Source organism: Amycolatopsis nalaikhensis, from assembly GCF_030264295.1.
GTDB lineage: Bacteria > Actinomycetota > Actinomycetes > Mycobacteriales > Pseudonocardiaceae > Amycolatopsis > Amycolatopsis nalaikhensis.
This window is the reverse complement of record NZ_CP127173.1, coordinates 10,158,334-10,181,346: the sequence shown is the minus strand read 5'-3', so window position 1 is coordinate 10,181,346 and position 23,013 is coordinate 10,158,334. Positions and strand designations below refer to the sequence as shown.

The 23,013-nt window shown below is 71.2% G+C and carries 14 protein-coding genes and 1 pseudogene; 12 read left to right on the top strand and 3 right to left on the bottom strand.

Annotated elements, in window-relative coordinates:
* Positions 1–51 precede the first annotated feature (51 nt).
* The 10 genes from glgX (QP939_RS49405) (at position 52) to QP939_RS49360 (ending at position 17,788) form a co-directional block, all read left to right on the top strand.
* Positions 52–2,172: a glycogen debranching protein GlgX gene (gene glgX, locus QP939_RS49405; protein WP_285453885.1), complete on the top strand. Its 2,121-nt coding sequence runs from the start codon at positions 52–54 to the stop codon at positions 2,170–2,172.
* Positions 2,169–4,445: a malto-oligosyltrehalose synthase gene (gene treY, locus QP939_RS49400; protein ID WP_285453884.1), complete on the top strand. Its 2,277-nt coding sequence runs from the start codon at positions 2,169–2,171 to the stop codon at positions 4,443–4,445. Before glgX (QP939_RS49405) ends, treY begins: the two co-directional genes overlap by 4 nt.
* Positions 4,442–6,154, top strand: coding sequence for a malto-oligosyltrehalose trehalohydrolase (gene treZ / locus QP939_RS49395; RefSeq protein ID WP_285453883.1), 1,713 nt, complete (start codon positions 4,442–4,444; stop codon positions 6,152–6,154). Before treY ends, treZ begins: the two co-directional genes overlap by 4 nt.
* Positions 6,155–6,207: 53 nt before the next feature.
* Entirely contained in the window at positions 6,208–8,367 is a 2,160-nt protein-coding gene (glgX, locus tag QP939_RS49390; RefSeq protein ID WP_285453882.1) for a glycogen debranching protein GlgX, read from the top strand.
* Between the two features lie 281 nt (positions 8,368–8,648).
* A complete protein-coding gene (locus tag QP939_RS49385; RefSeq protein WP_285453881.1) occupies positions 8,649–10,631 on the top strand; it encodes a maltotransferase domain-containing protein in 1,983 nt (660 codons plus the stop codon).
* Positions 10,632–10,671: 40 nt separating this feature from the next.
* Complete coding sequence (gene treS / locus QP939_RS49380; protein ID WP_285453880.1) at positions 10,672–12,480, top strand: maltose alpha-D-glucosyltransferase; 1,809 nt, start codon at positions 10,672–10,674, stop codon at positions 12,478–12,480.
* Positions 12,481–12,485: 5 nt separating this feature from the next.
* A complete protein-coding gene (locus tag QP939_RS49375; RefSeq protein WP_285453879.1) occupies positions 12,486–13,865 on the top strand; it encodes a maltokinase N-terminal cap-like domain-containing protein in 1,380 nt (459 codons plus the stop codon).
* The gene (glgB, locus tag QP939_RS49370) at positions 13,862–16,072 is read left to right on the top strand and encodes a 1,4-alpha-glucan branching protein GlgB (protein ID WP_285453878.1); all 2,211 of its coding nucleotides are present in this window, start codon (positions 13,862–13,864) and stop codon (positions 16,070–16,072) included. The genes QP939_RS49375 and glgB overlap by 4 nt, the downstream gene beginning before the upstream one ends.
* 92 nt (positions 16,073–16,164) lie before the next feature.
* Positions 16,165–16,554 carry a hypothetical protein gene (locus tag QP939_RS49365; protein ID WP_285453877.1) on the top strand — a complete coding sequence of 130 codons (390 nt, stop codon included), beginning with the start codon at positions 16,165–16,167 and terminating at the stop codon, positions 16,552–16,554.
* Between the two features lie 40 nt (positions 16,555–16,594).
* A complete protein-coding gene (locus tag QP939_RS49360) occupies positions 16,595–17,788 on the top strand; it encodes a hypothetical protein (protein ID WP_285453876.1) in 1,194 nt (397 codons plus the stop codon).
* A gap of 63 nt (positions 17,789–17,851) precedes the next feature.
* On the opposite strand, the gene QP939_RS49355 is transcribed toward QP939_RS49360, so the two are convergent.
* Complete coding sequence (locus tag QP939_RS49355) at positions 17,852–19,252, bottom strand: RNA polymerase sigma factor (protein WP_285453875.1); 1,401 nt, start codon at positions 19,250–19,252, stop codon at positions 17,852–17,854.
* Positions 19,253–19,438: 186 nt separating this feature from the next.
* Complete coding sequence (gene ppgK / locus QP939_RS49350) at positions 19,439–20,206, bottom strand: polyphosphate--glucose phosphotransferase (RefSeq protein ID WP_414641785.1); 768 nt, start codon at positions 20,204–20,206, stop codon at positions 19,439–19,441.
* Positions 20,207–20,270: 64 nt separating this feature from the next.
* On the opposite strand from ppgK, the gene QP939_RS49345 reads away from it, so the two are divergent.
* Positions 20,271–21,089 carry an inositol monophosphatase family protein gene (locus tag QP939_RS49345; protein WP_285453874.1) on the top strand — a complete coding sequence of 273 codons (819 nt, stop codon included), beginning with the start codon at positions 20,271–20,273 and terminating at the stop codon, positions 21,087–21,089.
* A 336-nt stretch (positions 21,090–21,425) separates the two neighbouring features.
* Here the strand turns inward: QP939_RS49345 and cei are convergent, their stop codons facing one another.
* Positions 21,426–22,109, bottom strand: coding sequence for an envelope integrity protein Cei (gene cei / locus QP939_RS49340; protein WP_285453873.1), 684 nt, complete (start codon positions 22,107–22,109; stop codon positions 21,426–21,428).
* A 547-nt stretch (positions 22,110–22,656) separates the two neighbouring features.
* Between cei and QP939_RS49335 the strand changes: the two are divergent.
* Positions 22,657–22,966 (top strand): annotated as a pseudogene (locus QP939_RS49335) (DUF4193 domain-containing protein).
* The last annotated feature ends 47 nt before the right edge of the window (positions 22,967–23,013 follow it).

Below are 23,013 nucleotides of genomic sequence, written 5' to 3'. Positions count from 1 at the left end.
TCCGCGAGCGCGGACGCGCCCGGTACGACAGTGAAAGCTCGAGGAGACCCAGTGCGGCCCTGGCCCGGAACGCCCTACCCGCTCGGCGCCACCTACGACGGGGTGGGCACGAACTTCGCCCTCTTCTCCGAGGTGGCCGAGCGGGTCGAACTGTGCCTGTTCGACGCCGAGGGCAAGGAGACCCGGTACCCGCTCGAAGAGGTGGACGGCTTCGTCCACCACGGCTACCTGCTCAACGTCGGGCCGGGACAGCGGTACGGCTTCCGCGTGCACGGCCCGTACGACCCGGCCCGCGGCCTGCGCTGCAACCCGAACAAGCTGCTGATCGACCCGTACGCGAAAGCCGTCTCGCACGGCGTGAAGTGGGACGAGTCGCTGTTCGGCTACAAGTTCGCCAACCCGGCCGAGCGCAACGACGACGACTCCGCCGGCCGCGTCCCGTACTCGCTGGTGGCGAACCCGTTCTTCGACTGGGGCAACGACCGCCAGCCGAAGCGGCCGTACAACGAGACGGTCATCTACGAGGCGCACGTCAAGGGCATGACCGTGAATCACCCGTTCGTGCCCGAGCCGCTGCGGGGCACCTACGCCGGCCTCGCGCACCCCGCCGTCGTGGAGCACTTGCAGAAGCTCGGCGTGACGGCGGTGGAGCTGCTGCCGGTGCACCAGTTCGTCACCGACCACGGCCTCGCCGAGAAGGGCCTGACGAACTACTGGGGCTACAACACGATCGGCTACTTCGCCCCGCACGACTCCTACGCCGCGATGCCCGGCGAGGGCGGCCAGGTCCAGGAGTTCAAGGGCATGGTGAAGGCCTTCCACGAGGCCGGCATCGAAGTGATCCTCGACGTGGTTTACAACCACACCGCGGAGGGCAACCACCTCGGGCCGACGCTGTCGATGCGGGGCATCGACAACGAGGCCTACTACCGGCTGGTGGAGGGGGAGCCCGAGTACTACATGGACTACACCGGCACCGGGAACTCCCTCAACGTCCGCAACCCGCACACCCTGCAGCTGATCATGGACTCGCTGCGGTACTGGGTGACGGAGATGCACGTCGACGGCTTCCGCTTCGACCTCGCCTCGGCGCTGGCGCGCGAGTTCTACGACGTCGACCGGCTGTCGACGTTCTTCGACCTCGTGCAGCAGGACCCGATCGTGAGCCAGGTGAAGCTGATCGCCGAGCCGTGGGACGTCGGGCCCGGTGGGTACCAGGTCGGCAACTTCCCGCCGCTGTGGACGGAGTGGAACGGGCAGTTCCGCGACACCGTCCGCGACTTCTGGCGCGGCGAGCCCTCGACGCTGGGCGAGTTCGCCTCGCGCATCACCGGCTCGTCGGACCTCTACCAGGACGACGGCCGCCGCCCGTTCGCCTCGATCAACTTCGTCACCGCGCACGACGGCTTCACGCTGCGGGACCTGGTGTCCTACAACGAAAAGCACAACGAGGCCAACGGCGAGGACGGACGCGACGGCGCCGACGACAACCGCTCGTGGAACTGCGGCGTCGAGGGCGAGACCGACGATCCCGAGGTCCTCGCGCTGCGCGCCCGCCAGCAGCGCAACATGCTCGCGACGATGATGCTGTCGCAGGGCGTGCCGATGATCCTGCACGGCGACGAGTTCGGCCGGACCCAGCAGGGCAACAACAACGTCTACTGCCAGGACTCCGAACTGTCCTGGATGGACTGGGAGCTGGCCACCGAAAACGCCGACCTGGTGCGGTTCACCGCCGGGCTGAGCGCGTTCCGGCACCGGCACCCGGTGTTCCGCCGCCGCCGGTTCTTCCAGGGCGGCCCGGTCGGCAAGGGCGACAAGCTCGGCGACATCGCCTGGTTCACCCCGGCGGGCGAGGAGATGACCGAGCAGAACTGGGACGACGGCTTCGGCAAGGCGGTCGTGGTCTTCCTCAACGGCAAGGCGATCCCCGACCTCGACCCGCGCGGGATGAAGGTCGAGGACGACTCGTTCCTGCTCGCCTTCAACGCCCACTACGAGGACATCGACGCCAAGCTGCCGGGCAACGGCTACGGGCAGGCCTGGACGGTCGTCGTCGACACCGCGACCGGCGAGGTCGAGCCCGCGGGCGCGGAGCCGATCGCGGGCGGCGGCCAGTTCACCCTGCCCGCCCGGTCCCTGGTCGTGCTGCAGCGGGCGGAGCCGGCATGACCGTGCCGGAGTCGACCTACCGGGTGCAGCTGCGCCCGGAGTTCACCTTCGACGACGCCGCGGAGATCGTCGGCTACCTGCGCGACCTGGGTGTCGGGGCGCTCTACGCGTCGCCGGTGCTGGACGCGACGCCGGGGTCGACGCACGGCTACGACGTCGTCGACCCGACCCGCGCGCGGCCCGAGCTGGGCGGGGAAGAGGCGCGTCAGGCACTGAGCGCGCGGCTGAAGGAGGCCGGGCTGGGCCTGGTCGTCGACATCGTGCCCAACCACATGTCGGTGGAGGTGCCGAAGGCGAACCGCTGGTGGTGGGACGTGCTGAAGCACGGCCGCGACGCCGGGCACGCGGCCTTCTTCGACATCGACTGGGACCGCGGGCCGCTGCTGCTGCCGGTGCTCGGCGACGACGACGCCGTCGCCGAGCTGACCGTCGAGGGGGACGAGCTGGTCTACTACGACCACCGCTTCCCGATCGCGCCCGGCACGGCGGGCGGGACCCCGCAGGAGGTCCACGAACGCCAGCACTACCGGCTGGTCGGCTGGCGGCGCGGCAACGCCGAGCTGGGCTACCGGCGGTTCTTCGACATCACGAACCTGGCCGCGGTCCGCGTCGAGGACCCGACGGTGTTCGCCGAGACCCACGGCGAGGTGCTGCGCTGGGTGGCCGACGGCGACGTCACCGGCCTGCGCGTCGACCACCCGGACGGGCTGGCCGACCCGGGCGGCTACTTCCGGCGGCTGCGCGAGAACGCGCCGAACGCGTGGATCGTCGCCGAGAAGATCCTGCACCCCGGCGAGCCGCTGCCGCAGAGCTGGCCGGTCGACGGCACCACCGGCTACGACGCGCTGCGCGAGATCGCGGGCGTCTTCGTCGACCCGGCGGGCGAGCCCGGCTTCACCGCGCTGGCGACCGAGCTGGGCGTGAAGACCGGCTACCACCGCGTCGAGGCCGAAGCCCGGCGCCTGGTCACCGATCGGATCCTGGTCGCCGAGGTCCGGCGGATCGCGGCGCTGCTGCCGGACGTCGACCCCAACGCGGCGCGCGCGGCCGTCGCCGAGACCATGATCGCCTTCCCCGTTTACCGCTCGTACCTGCCCGAGGGCACGGCGCACTGGACGGCCGCGATCGACGGCGCCCGTCGCGCCCGGCCCGACCTCGCCGACGCGCTGGCCGCCCTCGACGCCGCCGTGCGCGGCACCCCGCGGGGCGAGCTGGCGACCCGGATCCAGCAGACGTCCGGCATGGTCGTGGCCAAGGGCACCGAGGACACGACGTTCTACCGCTACACGCGGTTCGCCGCGCTCAACGAGGTCGGCGGCAACCCGGACCGGTTCGGGCTCGGCGTCGAGGAGTTCCACCGGCTGGCCGCCGAGCGCGAAGCCGGGCACCCGGCCGCGATGACGACGCTGACCACGCACGACACCAAGCGCTCGGAGGACACCCGCGCCCGGATGGCGGTGCTGGCCGAGGTGCCCGGCGAGTTCGCCGACGCCGTCCGCCGATGGACCGCGAAGCGGGGGATCGACGAGCCGTCGCTGAACCTCCTGGCCTGGCAGACGCTGGTCTCGACCTGGCCGATCGAGCCGTCCCGGCTGCGGGACTACCTGGACAAGGCGGCCAAGGAGGCCAAGCTCCGGACCAGCTGGACCGACCACGACGAGGCCTTCGAGGCCGACGTCGCGGCGTGGCCCGAAGACGTCATGGGCGACGCCGAACTGGCGGCCGACATCGAGGCGTTCGTCCGCCGGATCGACGGCCCGGGGTACGTCAACTCCCTCGGCCAGAAGCTCGTCCAGCTGACCGCACCGGGCGTCCCGGACGTCTACCAGGGCACCGAGCTGTGGGACTTCTCGCTGGTCGACCCGGACAACCGCCGTCCCGTCGACTACGCGGCCCGCCGGGCGGTCCTGGCGCGGATCACGGCGGGCGAGCTGCCGGACGTCGACGCTTCCGGTGCGGCGAAGCTGCTGGTGGTCCACAAGGCCCTGAAGCTGCGCCAGGAGCACCCCGCGTTGTTCCGCGGCTACCGGCCGCTGCGGGCCGAGGGCGCCGCGGCCGACCACGTCCTGGCCTACACGCGGAGCGCGGACCTCGTCGTGGCGGTGACCCGGCTGCCGGTCGGCCTCGCTGCCGGTGGCGGCTGGCGCGGCACCGTGCTCCCGCTGCCCGACGGCGTCTGGACCGACGTCCTGACCGGCCGCGACGCGACGCCGGACGTGGCCACCCTGTTCGAGCGGTACCCCGTGGCGTTGCTGGTGCGAGGAGACGCATGAGGTTCAGCGTGTGGGCCCCGTCGGCCGACCGGGTCCGGGTGAGCGTCGACGCCGGGGTCCACGAGATGACCGCGGGCGACGGCGGCTGGTGGCACGCCGAGGCCGACGGGATCAACTACGCCTTCCTCCTCGGCGACGACGACAAGCCGCTGCCGGACCCGCGGTCGCGGTGGCAGCCGCACGGCGTCCACGGCGAATCGCGCGTCTACGACCACGGCGAGTTCGAGTGGACCGACGACGCCTGGCACGGCCGCCAGCTGCCGGGTGGGGTCCTGTACGAGCTGCACGTCGGCACGTTCACCGAGGGCGGCACCTTCGACGCGGCGATCGACCGGCTCGACCACCTCGTCGACCTGGGCATCACCCACGTCGAGCTGCTGCCGGTCAACTCCTTCGACGGCACCGCGGGCTGGGGCTACGACGGCGTCCTCTGGGGCGCGGTCCACGAGCCCTACGGCGGGCCGGACGGCTTCAAGCGGTTCGTCGACGCGGCGCACGCGCGCGGCCTGGCCGTCGTGCTCGACGTCGTCTACAACCACCTCGGGCCGTCGGGGGCCTACCTCGACCGGTTCGGGCCGTACTTCGCCGGGCGGAACGACTGGGGGCCGGGCCTCAACCTCGACGGCCCCGGCTCCGACGAGGTCCGCCGCTACGTCGTCGACAACGCGCTGAGCTGGTTCCGCGACTTCCACGTCGACGCGCTGCGGCTGGACGCCGTGCACGCGCTGCTCGACCGGCGGGCGGTCCACCTGCTCGAACAGCTCGCCGTCGAGGTCGAGACGCTGTCGGCGGCGCTGAACCGGCCGCTGACGCTGATCGCCGAGTCCGATCTGAACGACCCGCGGCTGGTGACGCCCCGCGAGCGCGGCGGCTACGGCCTGCACGCGCAGTGGTCGGACGACTTCCACCACGCGCTGCACGTCAAGCTCACCGGCGAGACGACCGGGTACTACACCGACTTCGCCGCCCAGGACGCGATCGAGCGGGTGCTGCGCGGGGTGTTCTTCCACGCCGGGACCTGGTCGTCGTTCCGGGAGCGGACGCACGGGCGCCCGGTCGACACCCGGACCGTGCCGGGCCACCGCTTCCTCGCCTACCTGCAGAACCACGACCAGATCGGCAACCGCGCGACCGGCGACCGGCTGTCCGCGACGGTCTCGCCGGGACGGCTGGCCTGCGGCGCGGCGATCCTGTTCTGCTCGCCGTTCACGCCGATGGTGTTCATGGGGGAGGAGTGGGCGGCGAGCACGCCGTGGCAGTTCTTCGCCTCCTTCCCGGATCCGGAGCTGGCCGAGGCCGTCCGCACGGGCCGCCGTCGCGAGTTCGCCCGGCACGGCTGGGGCGAGTCCGAGGTGCCCGACCCGATGGACCCGGCGACCGTCGAGCGTTCGCGGCTGGACTGGTCCGAGGTGGAAGGGCCCGGGCACCGGGAGATGTTCGAGCTGTACCGGACGCTGATCCGGCTGCGCCGCGAGCGGCCCGAGCTGGCCGATCCGTGGCTCCCGGAGCTGCAGGTCCACGAGAGCCGGACCGCGGACTGGCTGGTGCTGCGCCGCGGCGGGCTCCGGCTGGCGGTCAACTTCGGGGCGGAAGCGGCGAATCCCCTGGTCGGCGAGGGTGCGGTGCTGCTCGCGTGGGGCGGCGCCGAACTCCACCCCATGGGGATGGCCGAGTTGCCGCCGGAGAGCTTCATTCTCGTCGCGTCCTGACAACGGGACCGCACATCGCGCGCGAAGCGAGCAGGATCTGGGACGATTCAGGAATGGCCACACGACCCTCCGCCGATCACGTCCTCGCCGGACGCCCGTTCCCCCTCGGCGCCCACCCCGAGGCGGGCGGGGTCCGGTTCGCCATCACCTCCGCCGTCGCCGACGCGGTGGAGCTGTGCCTGATCGACGCCGACGGGTCCGAACGCCGGATCGCGCTCACCGAGCGCACCTTCGGCGTCTGGCACGGCCTGGTGCCCGGGGTGACGCCGGGGCAGCGCTACGGCTACCGGATCCACGGCCCGTACGACCCGGCCCGCGGCCTGCGGTGCAACCCGCACAAGCTGCTGGTCGACCCGTACGCCCGGCAGATCACCGGCGGGCTCACCGACCTGCGCGCGGCGCAGGGCTTCACCGGCGACCCCGACCGCGGTCCGATGTCCACAGTGGACTCGCTGGGCAGCGTGCCGCTGTCGGTCGTCACCTCGCCGGGCGGGCCGGACACCGGCGTCAAGCCCGAGGTGCCGTTCGAAGAGGCGGTGATCTACGAGCTGCACGTCAAGGGGTTCACCCAGCAGCACCCGTTCATCCCGGAGGCGCTGCGCGGCACCTACCTCGGCCTGGCCCACCCGGTGGCGATCGAGTACCTGACCCGGCTCGGCGTCACGTCGGTGGAGCTGCTGCCGGTGCACTCGTTCCTCGACGAGCCGTCGCTGATCCGCGCCGGGCGGCACAACTACTGGGGGTACTCGCCGCTGGGCTTCTTCGCCCCGCACGCCGCCTACGCCAGCGAACCCGGCCACGAGGTCGAGGAGTTCCGGCTGATGGTGGCCGCGCTGCACGCGGCGGGCATCGAGGTGATCGTCGACGTCGTGTTCAACCACACCTGCGAGGGCGGCCCGGACGGGCCGACGCTCAGCTTCCGCGGCCTCAACGCGCCGGTGTACTACCTGCACACCGAGCGCGGCCACATGGCCGACATCACCGGCTGCGGCAACACCCTGGAGGCCGGCTCGCCGACGGTGGTCCGGCTGGTCACCGACTCGCTGCGGTACTGGACGCAGGAGCTGGGCGTCGACGGCTTCCGGTTCGACCTCGCCAGCACCCTCGGCCGGCCCCGCGGCGGCGTGTTCGACCGCAACTCGACGCTGCTCACCGCGATCACCACCGACCCGGTGCTCTCGCGCTGCAAGCTGATCGCCGAGCCGTGGGACGCCACCGGCGAGGGCTACCGCGTCGGCGACTTCGGCGCGCAGTGGGCGGAGTGGAACGGCCGCTACCGCGACACGGTCCGCGACTTCTGGCGCGGCGCGACCGGCGTCCGCGACCTCGCCTACCGGCTGTCCGGTTCGTCGGACCTCTACGACCACAACCTGCGCCGCCCGTGGCAGTCGATCAACTTCATCACCGCCCACGACGGCTTCACGCTGCGGGACCTGGTGTCCTACAACGAAAAGCACAACGAGGCCAACGGCGAGGACAACCGCGACGGCGGCAACGACAACCGCTCGTGGAACCACGGCGCCGAGGGCGAGACCACCGACCCGGCGATCCGCGCGCTGCGCACGCGGCAGGCCCGCAATCTGTTCGCGACGCTCCTGCTGTCCACCGGCACGCCGATGATCACCGCCGGCGACGAGTTCTGGCGGACCCAGCGCGGCAACAACAACGCCTACTGCCTCGACGACGAGACGTCGTGGCTGGACTGGACGCCCGACGGCACCGACGCCGAGTCGGAAGCGGAGGCCATGCTCGCCTTCGCCCGCCGCGTCGTGCGGCTGCGCGCCAACAGCCCCGCGCTGCGGCAGCCGGAGTTCTTCGAAGGCCGGACCACGCCGACCGGCAAGCCCGACCTGGTCTGGTTCCGCCCGGACGGCGAGGAGTTCGGCGAGAGCGACTGGTTCGAGGACCGCCGCACGCTCGGCATGTGGATCGACGGCTCGAACAGCCAGGCCCGCAACCGCGAGGGCGAGCTGGTGTCCGACCACTCGTGGCTGCTGTGGCTGCACGCCGGCGACGTGCCGGCCGAGGTGGTGCTGCCCGGCCGCGAGTACGGCGAGACGTTCAAGCCGACCCTCGACACGAGCACCGCCGACGGCAGCCCGGCCAACCCGGGGCCGCTGGAAGCCAAGAGCCGGGTGACGCTGCAGTCCCGTTCGCTGCTGTTGCTGCGCGCCCCGCGCCTGGCGGCGGAACCGCAGCCGGAGGTCTACTGACCGGTACCGCGGCTTTCACGTGAAAGCCGCGCGTCGCGCGTTTCGTCCGTTCGGGTAAGGCTGTTGGCCGTTCGGGTCCGCGTGTCGCCGCGGCGGCCGACGCGGACCGGTGCCGCGCGGTCGTAACCCGCCGGACATCCGCCGGAAATTCCTTGCGGCACCAGCGTTTCACTCGGGATCAGGTGGGTACACAGGTAAAGAGCCCTGCCTCGTAGGCGCTTGATCGAGTCAGGCAGACTGTCGTCGCCTGCGTCCAACCGACACACCGAGGGGCGTTGCCCATGACCGGCCGGCTCGGCATCGACGACGTCTCCCCCAGCGTGAGCTGCGGCCGGTATCCGGCCAAAGCCGTTGTGGGGGAACACATCCCGGTCACCGCGACCGTCTGGCGGGAAGGCCACGACGCCGTCGCCGCCACCGTCGCGTGGCGCGGTCCCGACGACCGCGTGACCCGCCAGACGCGGATGGTGCCGCGCGGTCCGGACCACCCGGACGAATTCGCCGCGGTGATCGTCCCGGACACCACCGGGATGTGGACCTACCGGATCGACGCGTGGGGCGACCCGTGGTCGACGTGGGAGCACAACGTCGAGGTGAAGGTCGCCGCCGGGCAGGGGCCCGAGGACCTGGCCAACGACCTCGAGAACGGCGCCCGGCTGCTGGAGCGCGTCTCCCGCCGCCCCGACCGCCGCGCCGAGAAGCAGCTGCTGACCGGCGCGGTGACGGCGTTGCGCGATGAAGAGCGCAGCCTCGCCGAGCGCGTCGGGCCGGCGCTTTCGCCCGAGGTCCGCCAGCTCATGCACGAGTTCCCGGTGCGCGAGCTGATCACCAAGGGCAAGCCGCACAAGGTGTGGGTCGACCGCCGCCGCGCCGCGTTCGGTTCGTGGTACGAGCTGTTCCCCCGCTCGACCGGCGGGCTGGACGCCGAGGGCAAGCCGGTGCACGGCACGTTCACCACCGCCGCGGCCGCGCTCGACCGCGTCGCGAAGATGGGCTTCGACGTCGTCTACCTCCCGCCGATCCACCCGATCGGGCGAGTGAACCGCAAGGGCCCCAACAACACCCTCGACGCCAAGCCCGAGGACGTCGGCTCGCCGTGGGCGATCGGCGCGGACGAGGGCGGGCACGACTCGATCCACCCCGACCTCGGCACCTTCGAGGACTTCGACGCCTTCGTCGCCCGCTCGGAAGAGCTGGGCATGGAGGTCGCGCTCGACTTCGCGCTGCAGGCCGCGCCCGACCACCCCTGGGTGCTCAAGAACCCCGAGTTCTTCACCACCCGCCCGGACGGCTCGATCGCCTACGCGGAGAACCCGCCGAAGAAGTACCAGGACATCTACCCGATCAACTTCGACAACGACCCCAAGGGCGTCTACGAAGAGATGCTCCGGGTGATCACCGTGTGGATCGACCACGGGGTCAAGATCTTCCGGGTCGACAACCCGCACACGAAGCCGCCGGACTTCTGGGCCTGGCTGATCCAGTCGGTCAAGGACGCCCACCCGGACGTGCTCTTCCTGGCCGAGGCGTTCACCCGCCCGGCGCGGCTGTGGGGCCTGGCCCGGCTCGGCTTCACCCAGAGCTACACGTACTTCACGTGGCGCACGGGCAAGCAGGAGCTGATCGACTTCGCCGTCGACCTGCGCGAGCACTGGAACGAGGGCCGCCCGAACCTGTTCGTCAACACCCCGGACATCCTCCACGAGTCGCTGCAGCGCGGCGGGCCCGGCATGTTCGCGCTGCGGGCCGCGCTCGCCGCGACGATCTCGCCGACGTGGGGTGTCTACTCCGGCTACGAGCTGTTCGAGCACGTCCCGGTCCGCGAGGGCAGCGAGGAGTACCTCGACTCCGAGAAGTACCAGCTGCGCCCGCGCGACTTCGAGCGCGCGCTCGCCGAAGGCCGGTCGCTGGAGCCGTGGCTGGCGAAGCTGAACGCCGTCCGCCGCGCGCACCCCGCGCTGCAGCAGATGCGCACCCTGCACTTCCACCACGTCGACAACGACGCGCTGCTGGCCTACTCCAAACAGGACCCGGCCACCGGCGACACCGTGGTCACCGTCGTGACGCTCGACCCGTACGGGCCCCAGGAGGGCACGCTGTGGCTCGACACCGCGGCGCTCGGGTTCGAGGCGCACGAACGGCTGATCGCGCACGACGAGGTCACCGGCGACACCTGGGACTGGGGCCAGGCGAACTACGTCCGGCTCGAGCCGTGGCGCGCGGTGGCGCACGTGGTGTCGGTGCGGCGACGGCTGGCCGGCTGAGAACGGAAGGACAGGAATCCGAGGGACTGAGGTGGAGCAGATGGCGGAAGAGGCCCGGCCCGACGCGGCGTTGGGGCTGGAGGGCGTGCCGCACACCGGCGAGGCGATGACCGCCGACGGCATGCTGGTGGAACCCCAGGCCGAGGACTTCCGCTCGGCGCAGCAGGCGCCGAGCGACCCGGAGTGGTTCAAGGGCGCGGTGTTCTACGAGGTCTTGGTGCGCGCGTTCGCCGACTCCAACGGCGACGGTACCGGCGACCTGCGCGGACTGGCCGGGCGGCTGGACTACCTGGCCTGGCTGGGGATCGACTGCCTCTGGCTGCCGCCGTTCTACGCCTCGCCGCTGCGCGACGGCGGGTACGACATCAGCGACTTCCGGGCGGTGCTGCCGGAGTTCGGCAGCGTCGAGGACTTCGTCTTCCTGCTCAACGAGGCGCACCGGCGCGGCATCCGGGTGATCACCGACCTGGTGCTCAACCACACCTCGGACGCGCACCCGTGGTTCCAGCAGTCCCGCCACGACCCGGACGGCCCGTACGGCGACTACTACGTGTGGAGCGACGACGACTCCCGCTACGCGGACGCGCGGATCATCTTCGTCGACACCGAGACGTCGAACTGGACCTACGACCCGGTGCGCGGCCAGTTCTACTGGCACCGGTTCTTCTCCCACCAGCCCGACCTCAACTACGAGAACGCCGACGTCCAGAACGCGATGATCGACGTCCTGCGGTTCTGGCTCGACCTGGGCATCGACGGGTTCCGCCTGGACGCCGTGCCGTACCTGTTCGAGCAGGAGGGCACCAACTGCGAGAACCTGCCGCGCACGCACGAGTTCCTCAAGCGCTGCCGCAAGGTCGTCGACGACGAGTACCCCGGGCGGATCCTGCTGGCCGAGGCCAACCAGTGGCCTTCGGACGTCGTCGAGTACTTCGGCGACCCGGCCGTCGGCGGCGACGAGTGCCACATGGCGTTCCACTTCCCGCTGATGCCGCGGATCTTCATGGCCGTGCGGCGGGAGTCGCGGTTCCCGATCTCGGAGATCCTCACCCAGACCCCGCGGATCCCCAGCGGCACGCAGTGGGGGATTTTCCTGCGCAACCACGACGAGCTGACGCTCGAGATGGTCACCGACGAAGAGCGCGACTACATGTACGCGGAGTACGCCAAGGACCCGCGCATGAAAGCCAACATCGGCATCCGCCGCAGGCTCGCGCCGCTGCTGGACAACGACCGCAACCAGCAGGAGCTCTTCACCGCGATGCTGCTTTCCCTGCCGGGCTCGCCCGTTCTGTACTACGGTGACGAGATCGGCATGGGAGACAACATCTGGCTCGGCGACCGCGACGCGGTCCGCACCCCCATGCAGTGGACCCCGGACCGCAACGCCGGGTTCTCCAGCTGCGACCCGGGCCGGATCTACCTGCCGGTGATCATGGACCCGGTGTACGGCTACCAGGGCCTGAACGTCGAGGCGCAGTCCAACAACGACGCGTCGCTGCTCAACTGGACCCGGCGGATGATCGAGGTGCGCAAGCAGCACCACGCCTTCGCCGAGGGCGAGTTCGTCGACCTCGGCGGGTCCAACCCGAGCGTGCTGGCCTACAAGCGCCAGTGGCGCCGGCCGGACGGCGGCGAGGACGTCGTGCTCTGCGTGAACAACCTCTCCCGGTTCCCGCAGCCGGTGGAGCTGGATCTCTCCGCGCACCGCGGGTGCACGCCGGTGGAGCTCACCGGCGGCGTGCGGTTCCCCAGCATCGGGGACCTCTCGTACCTGCTGACGCTGCCGGGGCACGGCTTCTACTGGTTCCAGCTGACGAGCCCGGGAGACGAAGGCGAAACGAGGTGAGTCCCTTGTCCGACCCGCGCGCGCTGGTCGACGAACTGGCCGAGGACCTGAAGCGCTGGCTGCCGGAGCAGCGCTGGTTCGCCGGCAAGGACCGGCCGGTCACCGGTGTCCGGCCGCTCGGCGTGACCGAGCTGGTCTCCGGCGACCCGCAGCTGCTGCACGTGGTCGTCGAGGTCGCCCAGGACGATCGGCGCGAGCCCTACCAGCTGCTCGTGGGACGGCGGACGCACCCGCCGGAGATCTCCTCGACGAGCTGGATCGGCGCGGTCGGGGACCTCAACGCGTACGAGGCGTCCGGCGACCTCGACCTCACCGGCGTCCTGCTGGACCTGATGGCCCGCGAGGAGACCGTCGGCTCGCTCGTGTTCGAGCACGAGCCCGGCGCGCAGCTGGAGACCGGGCTGCGGGCCCGGCCGATCACCTCCGAGCAGAGCAACACGTCGCTGGTCTACGGCGGGCAGTACATCCTCAAGCTGTTCCGCAAGCTCACCCCGGGCAAGAACAAGGACCTGCTGCTGCACCGCGCGCTGCAGGGCGTCGGCAGCAAGCACATCGCGGCCCCGCTCGGCTCGATCACCGGTGACCTCGACGGCGAGCCGACCACGGTCGGCATGCTCCAGCAGTTCGTCCCGGACGCGGTCGACGGCTGGGCGATGGCCACCACCAGCGTCCGCGACCTGATGGCCGCCTCCGAACTGCACGCCGAGGAGGTCGGCGGCGACTTCGCCGGCGAGGCCGAGCGGCTCGGGCGCGCCGTCGCCGAGGTGCACGCCGACCTGGCCGAAGCCCTCGGCACCGAGGGCGTCGACGCCGACGAGCTGGAACGCACGATGAAGGCGATGCTCGCGCGGCTGGACACGATCGCCGGGCGGGTGCCGGAGCTGGCGGCGCACGCCCCGGCGCTGCGGGCGGCGTTCGAGACGCTGCGCACGCTGTCCGCCGACACCGTCTCGATGCAGTACATCCACGGCGACCTGCACCTGGGCCAGGTGCTGCGGACGGTCACCGGCTGGCTGCTGATCGACTTCGAGGGCGAACCGGCGGCCCCGGTGGAGGAACGCCACGCGCTCCGCTCGCCGTTGCGCGACGTGGCGGGCATGCTGAGGTCGTTCGACTACGCGGCCCAGCAGATGCTGGTCGGCCAGCCGGACGACCCGGCGCTGGCCGAGCGGGCCCAGGAGTGGTCCGACCGCAACCGGACGGCGTTCTGCGAGGGCTACGCCGCGGTGGCGGCCGACCCGCGCGACCAGGGCGAGCTGCTGCGCGCCTTCGAACTGGACAAGGCGGTCTACGAGGTGGGCTACGAGCACGCGAACCGGCCGGACTGGCTGGGCGTGCCGCTCGCCTCGATCGCCCGGATCACTAGCGGAGGGATGACGCCGTGAACGCCGTTCCGGAAGGCTTCCCGGCCGCGGCCCCGCCGGCCGCGGACATCGACCGGCTGCTCGCCGGCTCGCACCACGACCCGCACTCCGTCCTCGGCGTGCACCCGGCGGGCAAGGGCTTCGTGGCCCGCGCGCTGCTGCCCGGCGCCAAGGCCGTCACGCTGCGGGCGGGGGAGCACCGGTACCCGATGGAGCCGGTGATCGACGCGCTGTTCGCCGTCGCCGTGCCGGAGCACCCGGGCGACTACCGGCTGCAGGTCGAGTACGACGGGCACACGGCGACCTGCGACGACCCGTACCGGTGGCTGCCGACGGTCGGCGAGCTGGACCTGCACCTGATCGGCGAGGGTCGGCACGAGCGGCTCTGGGAGGCGCTCGGCGCGCACATCCGGTCGTACGAGACGCCCGGCGGGGTGGTCGAGGGGACGTCGTTCGCGGTGTGGGCGCCCAACGCCCGCGGCATCCGCGTGATCGGCGACTTCAACGGCTGGGACGGGCGCGGGCACGCGATGCGCTCGCTCGGCTCGTCCGGGATCTGGGAGCTGTTCGTGCCGGGGGTCGGCGCGGGCACCTGCTACAAGTTCCGGATCCTCGGCGCCGACGGCAACTGGCACGAGAAGGCCGACCCGATGGCGTTCGCGACGGAGAAGCCGCCCGCCACGGCGTCCGTGGTCACTGAGTCCGCTTACGCGTGGGACGACGCCGAGTGGGTCACGCGGCGCGAGGCGACCCAGTGGGCGGCGGCGCCGATGAGCATCTACGAGGTGCACCTCGGCTCGTGGCGCCCGGGGCTGGACTACCGCGAGCTGGCCGACCAGCTCGGCGACTACCTGATCGAAACCGGGTTCACGCACGTCGAGCTGCTGCCGGTGTCGGAGCACCCGTTCGGCGGCTCGTGGGGCTACCAGGTGACGTCGTACTACGCGCCGACGTCGCGCTTCGGCTCGCCGGACGACTTCCGCTACTTCGTCGACCGCCTGCACCAGCGCGGGATCGGCGTGCTGGTGGACTGGGTGCCGGCGCACTTCCCGCGGGACAGCTGGGCGCTGGCCCGCTTCGACGGGACGCCGCTGTACGAGCACGCGGACCCGCGCCGCGGCGAGCAGCCCGACTGGGGCACGCTCGTGTTCGACTTCGGCCGCAACGAGGTCCGCAACTTCCTGGTCGCCAACGCGCTGTACTGGCTGGACGAGTTCCACCTCGACGGCCTGCGCGTCGACGCGGTGGCGTCGATGCTGTACCTGGACTACTCCCGCAAGGACGGCGAGTGGCTGCCGAACCAGTACGGCGGCCGTGAGAACCTGGACGCGGTGAAGTTCCTGCAGGAGCTGAACGCGACCGTCTACAAGCGACACCCGGGTGTCGTGATGGTGGCGGAGGAGTCGACGGCGTGGCCGGGCGTCACGCGGCCGACGCATCTGGGCGGCCTCGGGTTCGGCTTCAAGTGGAACATGGGCTGGATGCACGACACGCTCCGGTACTTGTCCCATGAGCCGATCCACCGCGCGTACCACCACAACGAGATGACGTTTTCGCTGGTGTACGCGTGGAGCGAGAACTTCGTGCTGCCGCTGTCACACGACGAAGTGGTGCACGGCAAGGGATCCCTGTGGGGCCGTATGCCGGGCGACGCGTGGAACAAGGCGGCCGGGCTGAGGTCGCTGCTGGCGTTCATGTGGGCGCACCCGGGCAAGCAGCTGCTGTTCATGGGCGGCGAGTTCGGCCAGCAGGGCGAGTGGTCGGAGCAGCGATCGCTGGACTGGCACCTGCTGGAGGAGCCGCTGCACCGAGGAGTCCAGGACCTGCTGCGGTCGCTGAACGAGGTGTACCGGTCGTGCCCGGCGTTGTACAGCCAGGACACATCGCCGGAGGGCTTCGCGTGGATCGACGCGAACGATTCGAGCGGCAACGTGCTGAGCTTCCTGCGCCTCGGAGCGGACGGCTCGCGCCTGGCGTGCGTGGCGAACTTCGCGGGGGTGCCGCACCACGACTACCGGGTGGGCCTGCCGTCGGCGGGTCGCTGGCGCGAGGTGGTCAACACGGACGCGGAGGCGTACGGCGGTTCCGGCGTCGGCAACTTGGGTGCGGTGGAGGCGACGGAGGAGCCATGGCACGGCCAACCGGCCTCGGCGGTCTTGCAGCTACCCCCGGCGGGGGTGCTGTGGCTGGTCGAGGAGGAACCGGCGGCGGACCCCGACCTGGCTTGAGTTTCGGCTGAGGCGGCACTTTCACGTGAAAGTGCCGCCCCCGGCGCGGAAAAGTCTCCGCGGGGCGGGTGTCGCGGGCTTACCATCGGTGCATGGACGGCTCCGGCGTCCTCGTGAACCTGATCCTCTTCGCCGTGGTCTGCTTCGCCCCCACGGTGCTGTTCTGGTGCGCCCTGCGCGTTCCGAAGCTGGTCCGCTGGATCCGCGAGAAGCGAGCGGCCCCGGCGCCGGACGGCCCGCCGATCGAGCGCGTCGCCGCCGACCTTCGTCGCGTGCACCGGCTGCTCGCCGACTACCCCTCCGGCACCCCCGCGGCCCGGCGCTTCGGCACGCGGCAGGCGTACGACGAGCTGCTCACCCAGGCGTGCCGCCAGGTCGGCGTCCCGCACCGGCTCGCGGAGCTGCCCGAGGGCATGGACCGCGAGATCGAACGCCTGCGCGTCGAGCAGTCGCTGCGGGAGAGCGGCCTCGCCGTCCCCTGACTTGTACGGCTCGTGTACGCGCCTGGGGCACCCTCCCGGCATGCGACTCCTGATCGGCTTCGTAGTGCTGCTCCTGCTCGGCCTGGCGGCCCCGGCCGAAGCCGCCGCGAGCTTCCCGCGGCTGGCCGCGGCGACCGTCGACGGCTACCGGCTCACCTCGGGCGACACCTTCGCCACCTACGGCGCGCGCGTCGCCGCGCTGGACGCCAAGCTGCCTCCGCGCGGGCTTTCCTCACTGCTCGGCGACACCAACCGCACGGCCCGGCCGCTCTGCCACGGCACGTACCTCGCCGCCGCGCTGAAGCCCGCCGGGTTCTGCTGGGAAGACGCCAACGACGACCAGACCAACGACTGGATCCCGCAGGGCCTCACCGGTTCCGGCGACGCCGACCCGGCGACCGGGACCGTGGGCGGCAAGCGCGTCGTCGCGACCTCGTGGCACACCCCGGGCGACACCATGGTCCGGCTGTCCTTTGTGGACGCTACCGGTCTCGGCTACCGGCACGTCCTGCTCGTGGAACCCACGTCCGACACCAACTTCGCGGTGGTCGCGGGACACGGCCACGGCATGACGTGGTCCGGGAAGCTCCTGTACGTCGCGACCACCGGCGGCCTGATCCGCGTGTTCGACACGACGCACTTCTGGAAGGTCGACGACAGCGCGTCGACGGTCGGCCTCGGCAGCGACGGCAAGTACCACGCGGCGTACTACGACTACGCGATGCCGCAGATCGGCGCGTACTGGTACCCGGGCGGCGGCGCGTGCACGACGGCGACGGGCGCGCGCCCCTGCCTGTCGACGCTTTCCTTCGACCACAGCGATTCCACGTTCGTCACGGCCGAGCACGTCCCGGCCGCGGCGGGTGGCCGGATCCTGCGCTGGCCGTTCGATCCGGCCACGGGCCGCCTGAAGACGTCGGCCGACGGGCTGGTGCACGCCGTCGAGGGCTTCTCGTCGCCGGTGTGGGGGATGCAGGGCGCGGTGTCGCGCAACGGCTACTTCGTGCTGACGGGGGTGTGCCCGGAGTACGCGGGCGTGGCGGGCGACCACCCGTCGTGCCTCCACGGCGGCGTCGGGGGAGTGTCGACGTCGAGGCTGTCCGGGCAGGCGCCGGTGAACAGCCAGAACCTGTCGTACTGGCCCGCGACGGGCGAGCTGTGGCTGCTCAACGAACAGCTGCGGGAGCGGGTCACGGTGCACGTCCCCTGGACGACGCTGACCGGCCGCCCCTGAGCAACGGAAAACCCCGCCACCTCGAGCAGGTGGCGGGGTTTTCCGTTGTCCCGTAAAGGAAACTCAGTCCAGGTAGTCGCGCAGCACCTGGGACCGCGACGGGTGGCGCAGCTTCGACATCGTCTTCGACTCGATCTGCCGGATGCGCTCACGGGTCACGCCGTACACCTGGCCGATCTCGTCGAGCGTGCGCGGCTGGCCGTCGGTCAGGCCGAAGCGCAGCCGGACCACGCCCGCCTCGCGCTCGGACAGCGTCTGCAGCACCGACTGGAGCTGGTCCTGCAGCAGCGTGAACGACACCGCGTCGACCGCGACGACCGCCTCGGAGTCCTCGATGAAGTCGCCGAGCTGGCTGTCGCCCTCGTCGCCGATCGTCTGGTCGAGCGAGATCGGCTCGCGCGCGTACTGCTGGATCTCCAGGACCTTCTCCGGGGAGATGTCCATCTCCTTCGCGAGCTCTTCCGGGGTCGGCTCGCGGCCGAGGTCCTGGAGCAGCTCGCGCTGGATGCGGCCCAGCTTGTTGATGACCTCGACCATGTGCACCGGGATGCGGATGGTGCGGGCCTGGTCGGCCATCGCGCGGGTGATCGCCTGGCGGATCCACCACGTGGCGTACGTCGAGAACTTGTAGCCCTTGGTGTAGTCGAACTTCTCCACCGCGCGGATCAGGCCGAGGTTGCCCTCCTGGATCAGGTCCAGGAACGCCATGCCGCGGCCGGTGTAGCGCTTGGCGAGCGAGACGACCAGCCGGAGGTTCGCCTCCAGCAGGTGGTTCTTGGCGCGCTCGCCGTCACGCACGATCCACTTGAGATCGCGGCGCATCTGCGTGACGAGCTTTTCGCCCTCTTCCTCGGCGGTGCGCACGCGCTCGGCGGCGTAGAGCCCGGCCTCGATCCGCTTGGCCAGCTCCACCTCCTCCTCCGCGTTCAGCAGCGCGACCTTGCCGATCTGCTTGAGGTAGGCCCGCACGGAGTCGGCCGACGCGGTGAGCTCGGCGTCCTTGCGCGCCTGGCGCAGCGCCTCGGACTCCTCCTCGTCCCAGACGAAGTCCGGGTTGTCGGAGCCGCCCTTGCTCTTGTCGGCCGCCGCGCCGCGACGGCGGGCCGCCGGGGTCTCCTCGTCGGCTTCCTCGTCGTCATCGTCGTCGTCGGCCGAGTCGGTGTCCGGCTCGTCGTTGACCGTCTCGTCGACGACGTCGACCTCGACCTCTTCCAGGTCCGACAGGTCGGGCGAGTCGAGTTCGGCTTCGTCGAGCTCGCCGGGACCGTCCGGCTCGCCGTCGTCGGTCTTCGCGCCCTTGGTCGCGGGCTTCTTCGCCGGGGCCTTCTTGGCCGGCGCTTTCTTGGCGGTGGTGGTCCTGCGCGCCGCTGGCTTCGCCGTCCCGGTGGCTGCCTCTTCGGCCGGCTCGCCGGCTGCGGTCGCGGTCTTCGTCCCGCCTCGGGTTGCGGTTCTTGCGGCTGCCACTTACGCCCTTTCGCAGCGGTCGATCATGACGAGCAACGGCACGGGTGCCACTGCTGCCTCACATTCGGGGATCACGCCTCGGCCTGCGGTTTTGGCCTCCGCAGCCGTGGGCCGTGTTCCATTGTAACGACGGTACGCGCATGCGTCGCGAAGCGATCACCCTCCGGCCCGGTTCCGGGCCCGGATCTAGTGCTGGATACCCTCCGCGGCGGCCGCCGCCGCGCCCACGATCCCGGCGTTGTTCTGCAGCGTCGCCACCAGCACCGGAGTGCGGATGTCCAGCAGCGGCACCCATTTCTCGGCCTTCTTGCTGACCCCGCCGCCGACGATGAACAGGTCGGGCCAGATCAGGTTTTCGAGCACGGTCAGATAACGGTGCACGCGCTTGGCCCATTCGGGGTAGGAGAGCCCCTCGTTGTCCTTCACCGACGCGGCGGCGCGCTTCTCGGCGTCGTGCCCGTCGATCTCCAGGTGGCCGAACTCGGTGTTCGGGACGAGCTTGCCGTCCTGGAACACGGCGCTGCCGATACCGGTTCCGAAAGTGAGCAACGCGGTGACGCCCTTGCGCGCGACCGGGTCACCGAAACGGATTTCGGCCATGCCCGCCGCGTCGGCGTCGTTGAGCATCGCGATCTGGTCGACGCCGCGGCCGAGCCGCTTGGCGAACAGGGCGTCGGCGTCGGTGCCGATCCACTGCTTGTCGATGTTGGCCGCGGTGTGCGCGACGCCCTTCTTCACGACCGCGGGGAGGGTCACGCCGACCGGGCCGTCCCAGCCCGCCTGCGTCACGATCTCGTGCACGACGTCGGCCACCGCCGAGGGCGTGGACTTCTTCGGCGTGTCGATCCGGATCCGGTCGCCGATGAGCTGCCCCTTGTCCAGGTCGACCAAGGCGCCCTTGATCCCGCTGCCGCCGATGTCGATGCCGAAACCTCGGCGGGTCGCCTCCACCACGGACGTGGTCCCTTCTCGCACGATTCAGAAGCCTGCCTCGGAGACTTTAACCGGATGTGGTGACATGTCGGACGTGGGAGTTGACGAGTCGTTGCTGAAAAGCGTCGCGGTGCAGGTCGCGACGGACGCCGCCGAGCTGGTCCGCGAGGCCTGGGAGGGCATGGCGAGAGGCCGTTCGGTGGACGTGGGCACCAAGTCCGGGGCCACCGACGTGGTGACCGCGGTCGACCACGAGTCGGAGCGGCTCGTGCGGGACCGGCTGGCTTCGCTGCGGCCGGGCGAGCCGGTGCTGGGCGAGGAGGGCGGCGGCGCCGCGGGCGACGGGGTGACGTGGGTGGTCGACCCGATCGACGGGACGGTCAACTTCCTCTACGGCCTCCCGTGGTTCGCGGTGTCGGTGGCGGCACAGGTCGGCGGCGAGTCGGTGGCGGGAGCGGTGGTGGAGCCGGCGAGCGGCCGGGTCTGGTCGGCGGCGCGCGGCCAGGGCGCGTTCCTGGACGGCCGTCAGCTGGCGGTGTCGGCGCCTCCGCGGCTCGAGTTGACGTTGGTCGGAACCGGTTTCGCATACGCGCGGGAGCGACGGACGCGCCAGTCGCGCTTCGCGGCCTCGCTGCTCGGACAGGTCCGCGACATCCGCCGCAACGGGGCGGCGTCGCTGGACCTGTGCGCGGTGGCGGCGGGCTGGCTGGACGCGTACGTGGAGCACGGCCTCAACCGCTGGGACTGGGCGGCGGGAGCGCTGATCGCGGCGGAGGCGGGCGCTCAGGTGCTCCTCCCGGGCGCGGCGGCGGACCTGGGGGCTGACGCGACCTACGCGGCGGCGCCGTCGATCGTGGAGCCGTTGCGGAAGGCCTTGGTCGATTGTGGGGCCGCGGAGGTCTGAGCTGCCGGTCCACAGCGCTCCAATGTGGCCTTCGGTGCGTCAGACGCACCGAAGGCCACATTGGGTGCTCCACCCATGCCGCCGCCGCCACCCTCAGCGGAGGCGCTTCGCGCCGCAGTGCCCATCCAACGCAACCAAGGCCGCCTTGGGGCGCTCGGGGCGGGCGCGGTGTGTCGTTGCCCCGTCCGGCCGGTCGCGAATGACTCATTCGGGGCGTCGCAGGTCGCGAATGACTCACTCGCGACCTGCGGGCACCCTCGCGCGCCCGGAACTGTCAGCCCCCTCCGGTAGGTTAAAAACCGGGGGTCCCCCTCACGCGCGCGGGTTGTGCGGCTGTCAGCACTCCACGTCGCGGGCCGAGGCCAGCAGCGTCTGGTCGATCACCGGGGCCTTCGCGCCCGCCGACTGCTCGTTCGAGCCGCCGCCCTGGTGGGCCTTCGACCAGTCCGCGAGCTGCGTCAGGATCTGGCGGGCCTCCGGGCGCGGGCGGATGTCGCCGAAGAGCGTGCCCGTCACCAGGTCCACGCTCGCGTCCTTGCGGTTGTCCTGCACCAGCTCGGCGCACGGCACCACCAGGCTGATCGTCCGCGCCGCCGTCACGCCGTTCTCGCCGAAGCGGATCTGGCCGCGGCACTTGGCCACGCGGCCCTCGTACGCCGGGTCGTTCGCCGGTTCGGCCGCGCCCGTGAAGCCCAGCTCCTTCAGCGACGTCGTCGCGATGCCGCCCTGGCCGCGGGTGCTGGAGGCGTTGAGGACTTTCACCGCGACCTTGTCCGGTGGCACCGGCGCGCGGTCGTCGAGGGCGTTGTGCGGCAGCGTGCTGAACGTGACTCCCGGCGGCGGGCTGGCCGGCGGGTCGCACTTCACGGCCTCGTCGACGTCGCCCTTGCCGACCGCGGCGTTCACCCAGACGATGATCGCGCCGAGCGCGAGCACGCCGATCACGATCAGCGCCGGCAGCGGCTTGTGCTTGCGATACGGCCGCGCCCCCCGGTCCCCGATGCCGTTCCCCGACGCCACCTGCCCGTCCCTTCCCGAACACCGAAACGACCGGTGCGTGCCCACCGTCGTGGCCGCTCAGCCTAAGCGCTGCGAGCGGCGCGCACCGTCCCGGGTCACCCCGCTGAGACCCGGGGCTTCGCCCCGAGCCGGGGGCTCCGCCACCCGGACCCCCGCGAGATCCAGTTCACGTACCCCAAACCCCGATCCCCGTCCGCCGATCGCACCACGCCGGAGTCGCGCAGGGCAAGCGGACACGGGCCCCGCGTGAAGTTCTCCACCCGGGGGCAACCCGAATGGACGACACCGCGTCTTACCTGCGGGTTCCCCCTGTCGGGTGACGATTCCCCGGCAATGTCTGACTCGTTGCAGAACCCGGATCGCGGTGAGCTACCCTTCCCGGGCTCCGGCCGCAGGAAGAGGCGCAAAAAGAAGAGACCTCGGTCACTTCGGCCGTCGGGCACAAACAGCGGCCCTGGAACGTTGACCAGCGGCACGGCGGACTCACGGGCGCACCCGGGGGTCCGGGAAACGACTACACAAGCTGATCGCAGGGGTGAGGGACAACATGGCTACCGACTACGACGCTCCGCGCCGCAGCGAAGCCGACGAGCTGGCCGAAGACTCGTTGGAGGAGCTGCAAGGCCCGGCGCAACGAGAACCAGTCCGGCGTCGTCGACGTCGACGAGGACGCGACCGCCGAGAACTTCGAGCTGCCGGGTGCCGACCTCTCCGGGCTTTCCGGTGAGGACATGACCGTGAAGGTGGTGCCGAAGCAGGCGGACGAGTTCACCTGCTCGGTGTGCTTCCTGGTGCACCACCGCAGCAGGCTGGCCGAGGACAACGGCGGACGCCTGATCTGCCGCGATTGCGCCTGACCGGCGCAGGGGTTCTCGACAGGGGACGAACAGACGCGACGGAGAGC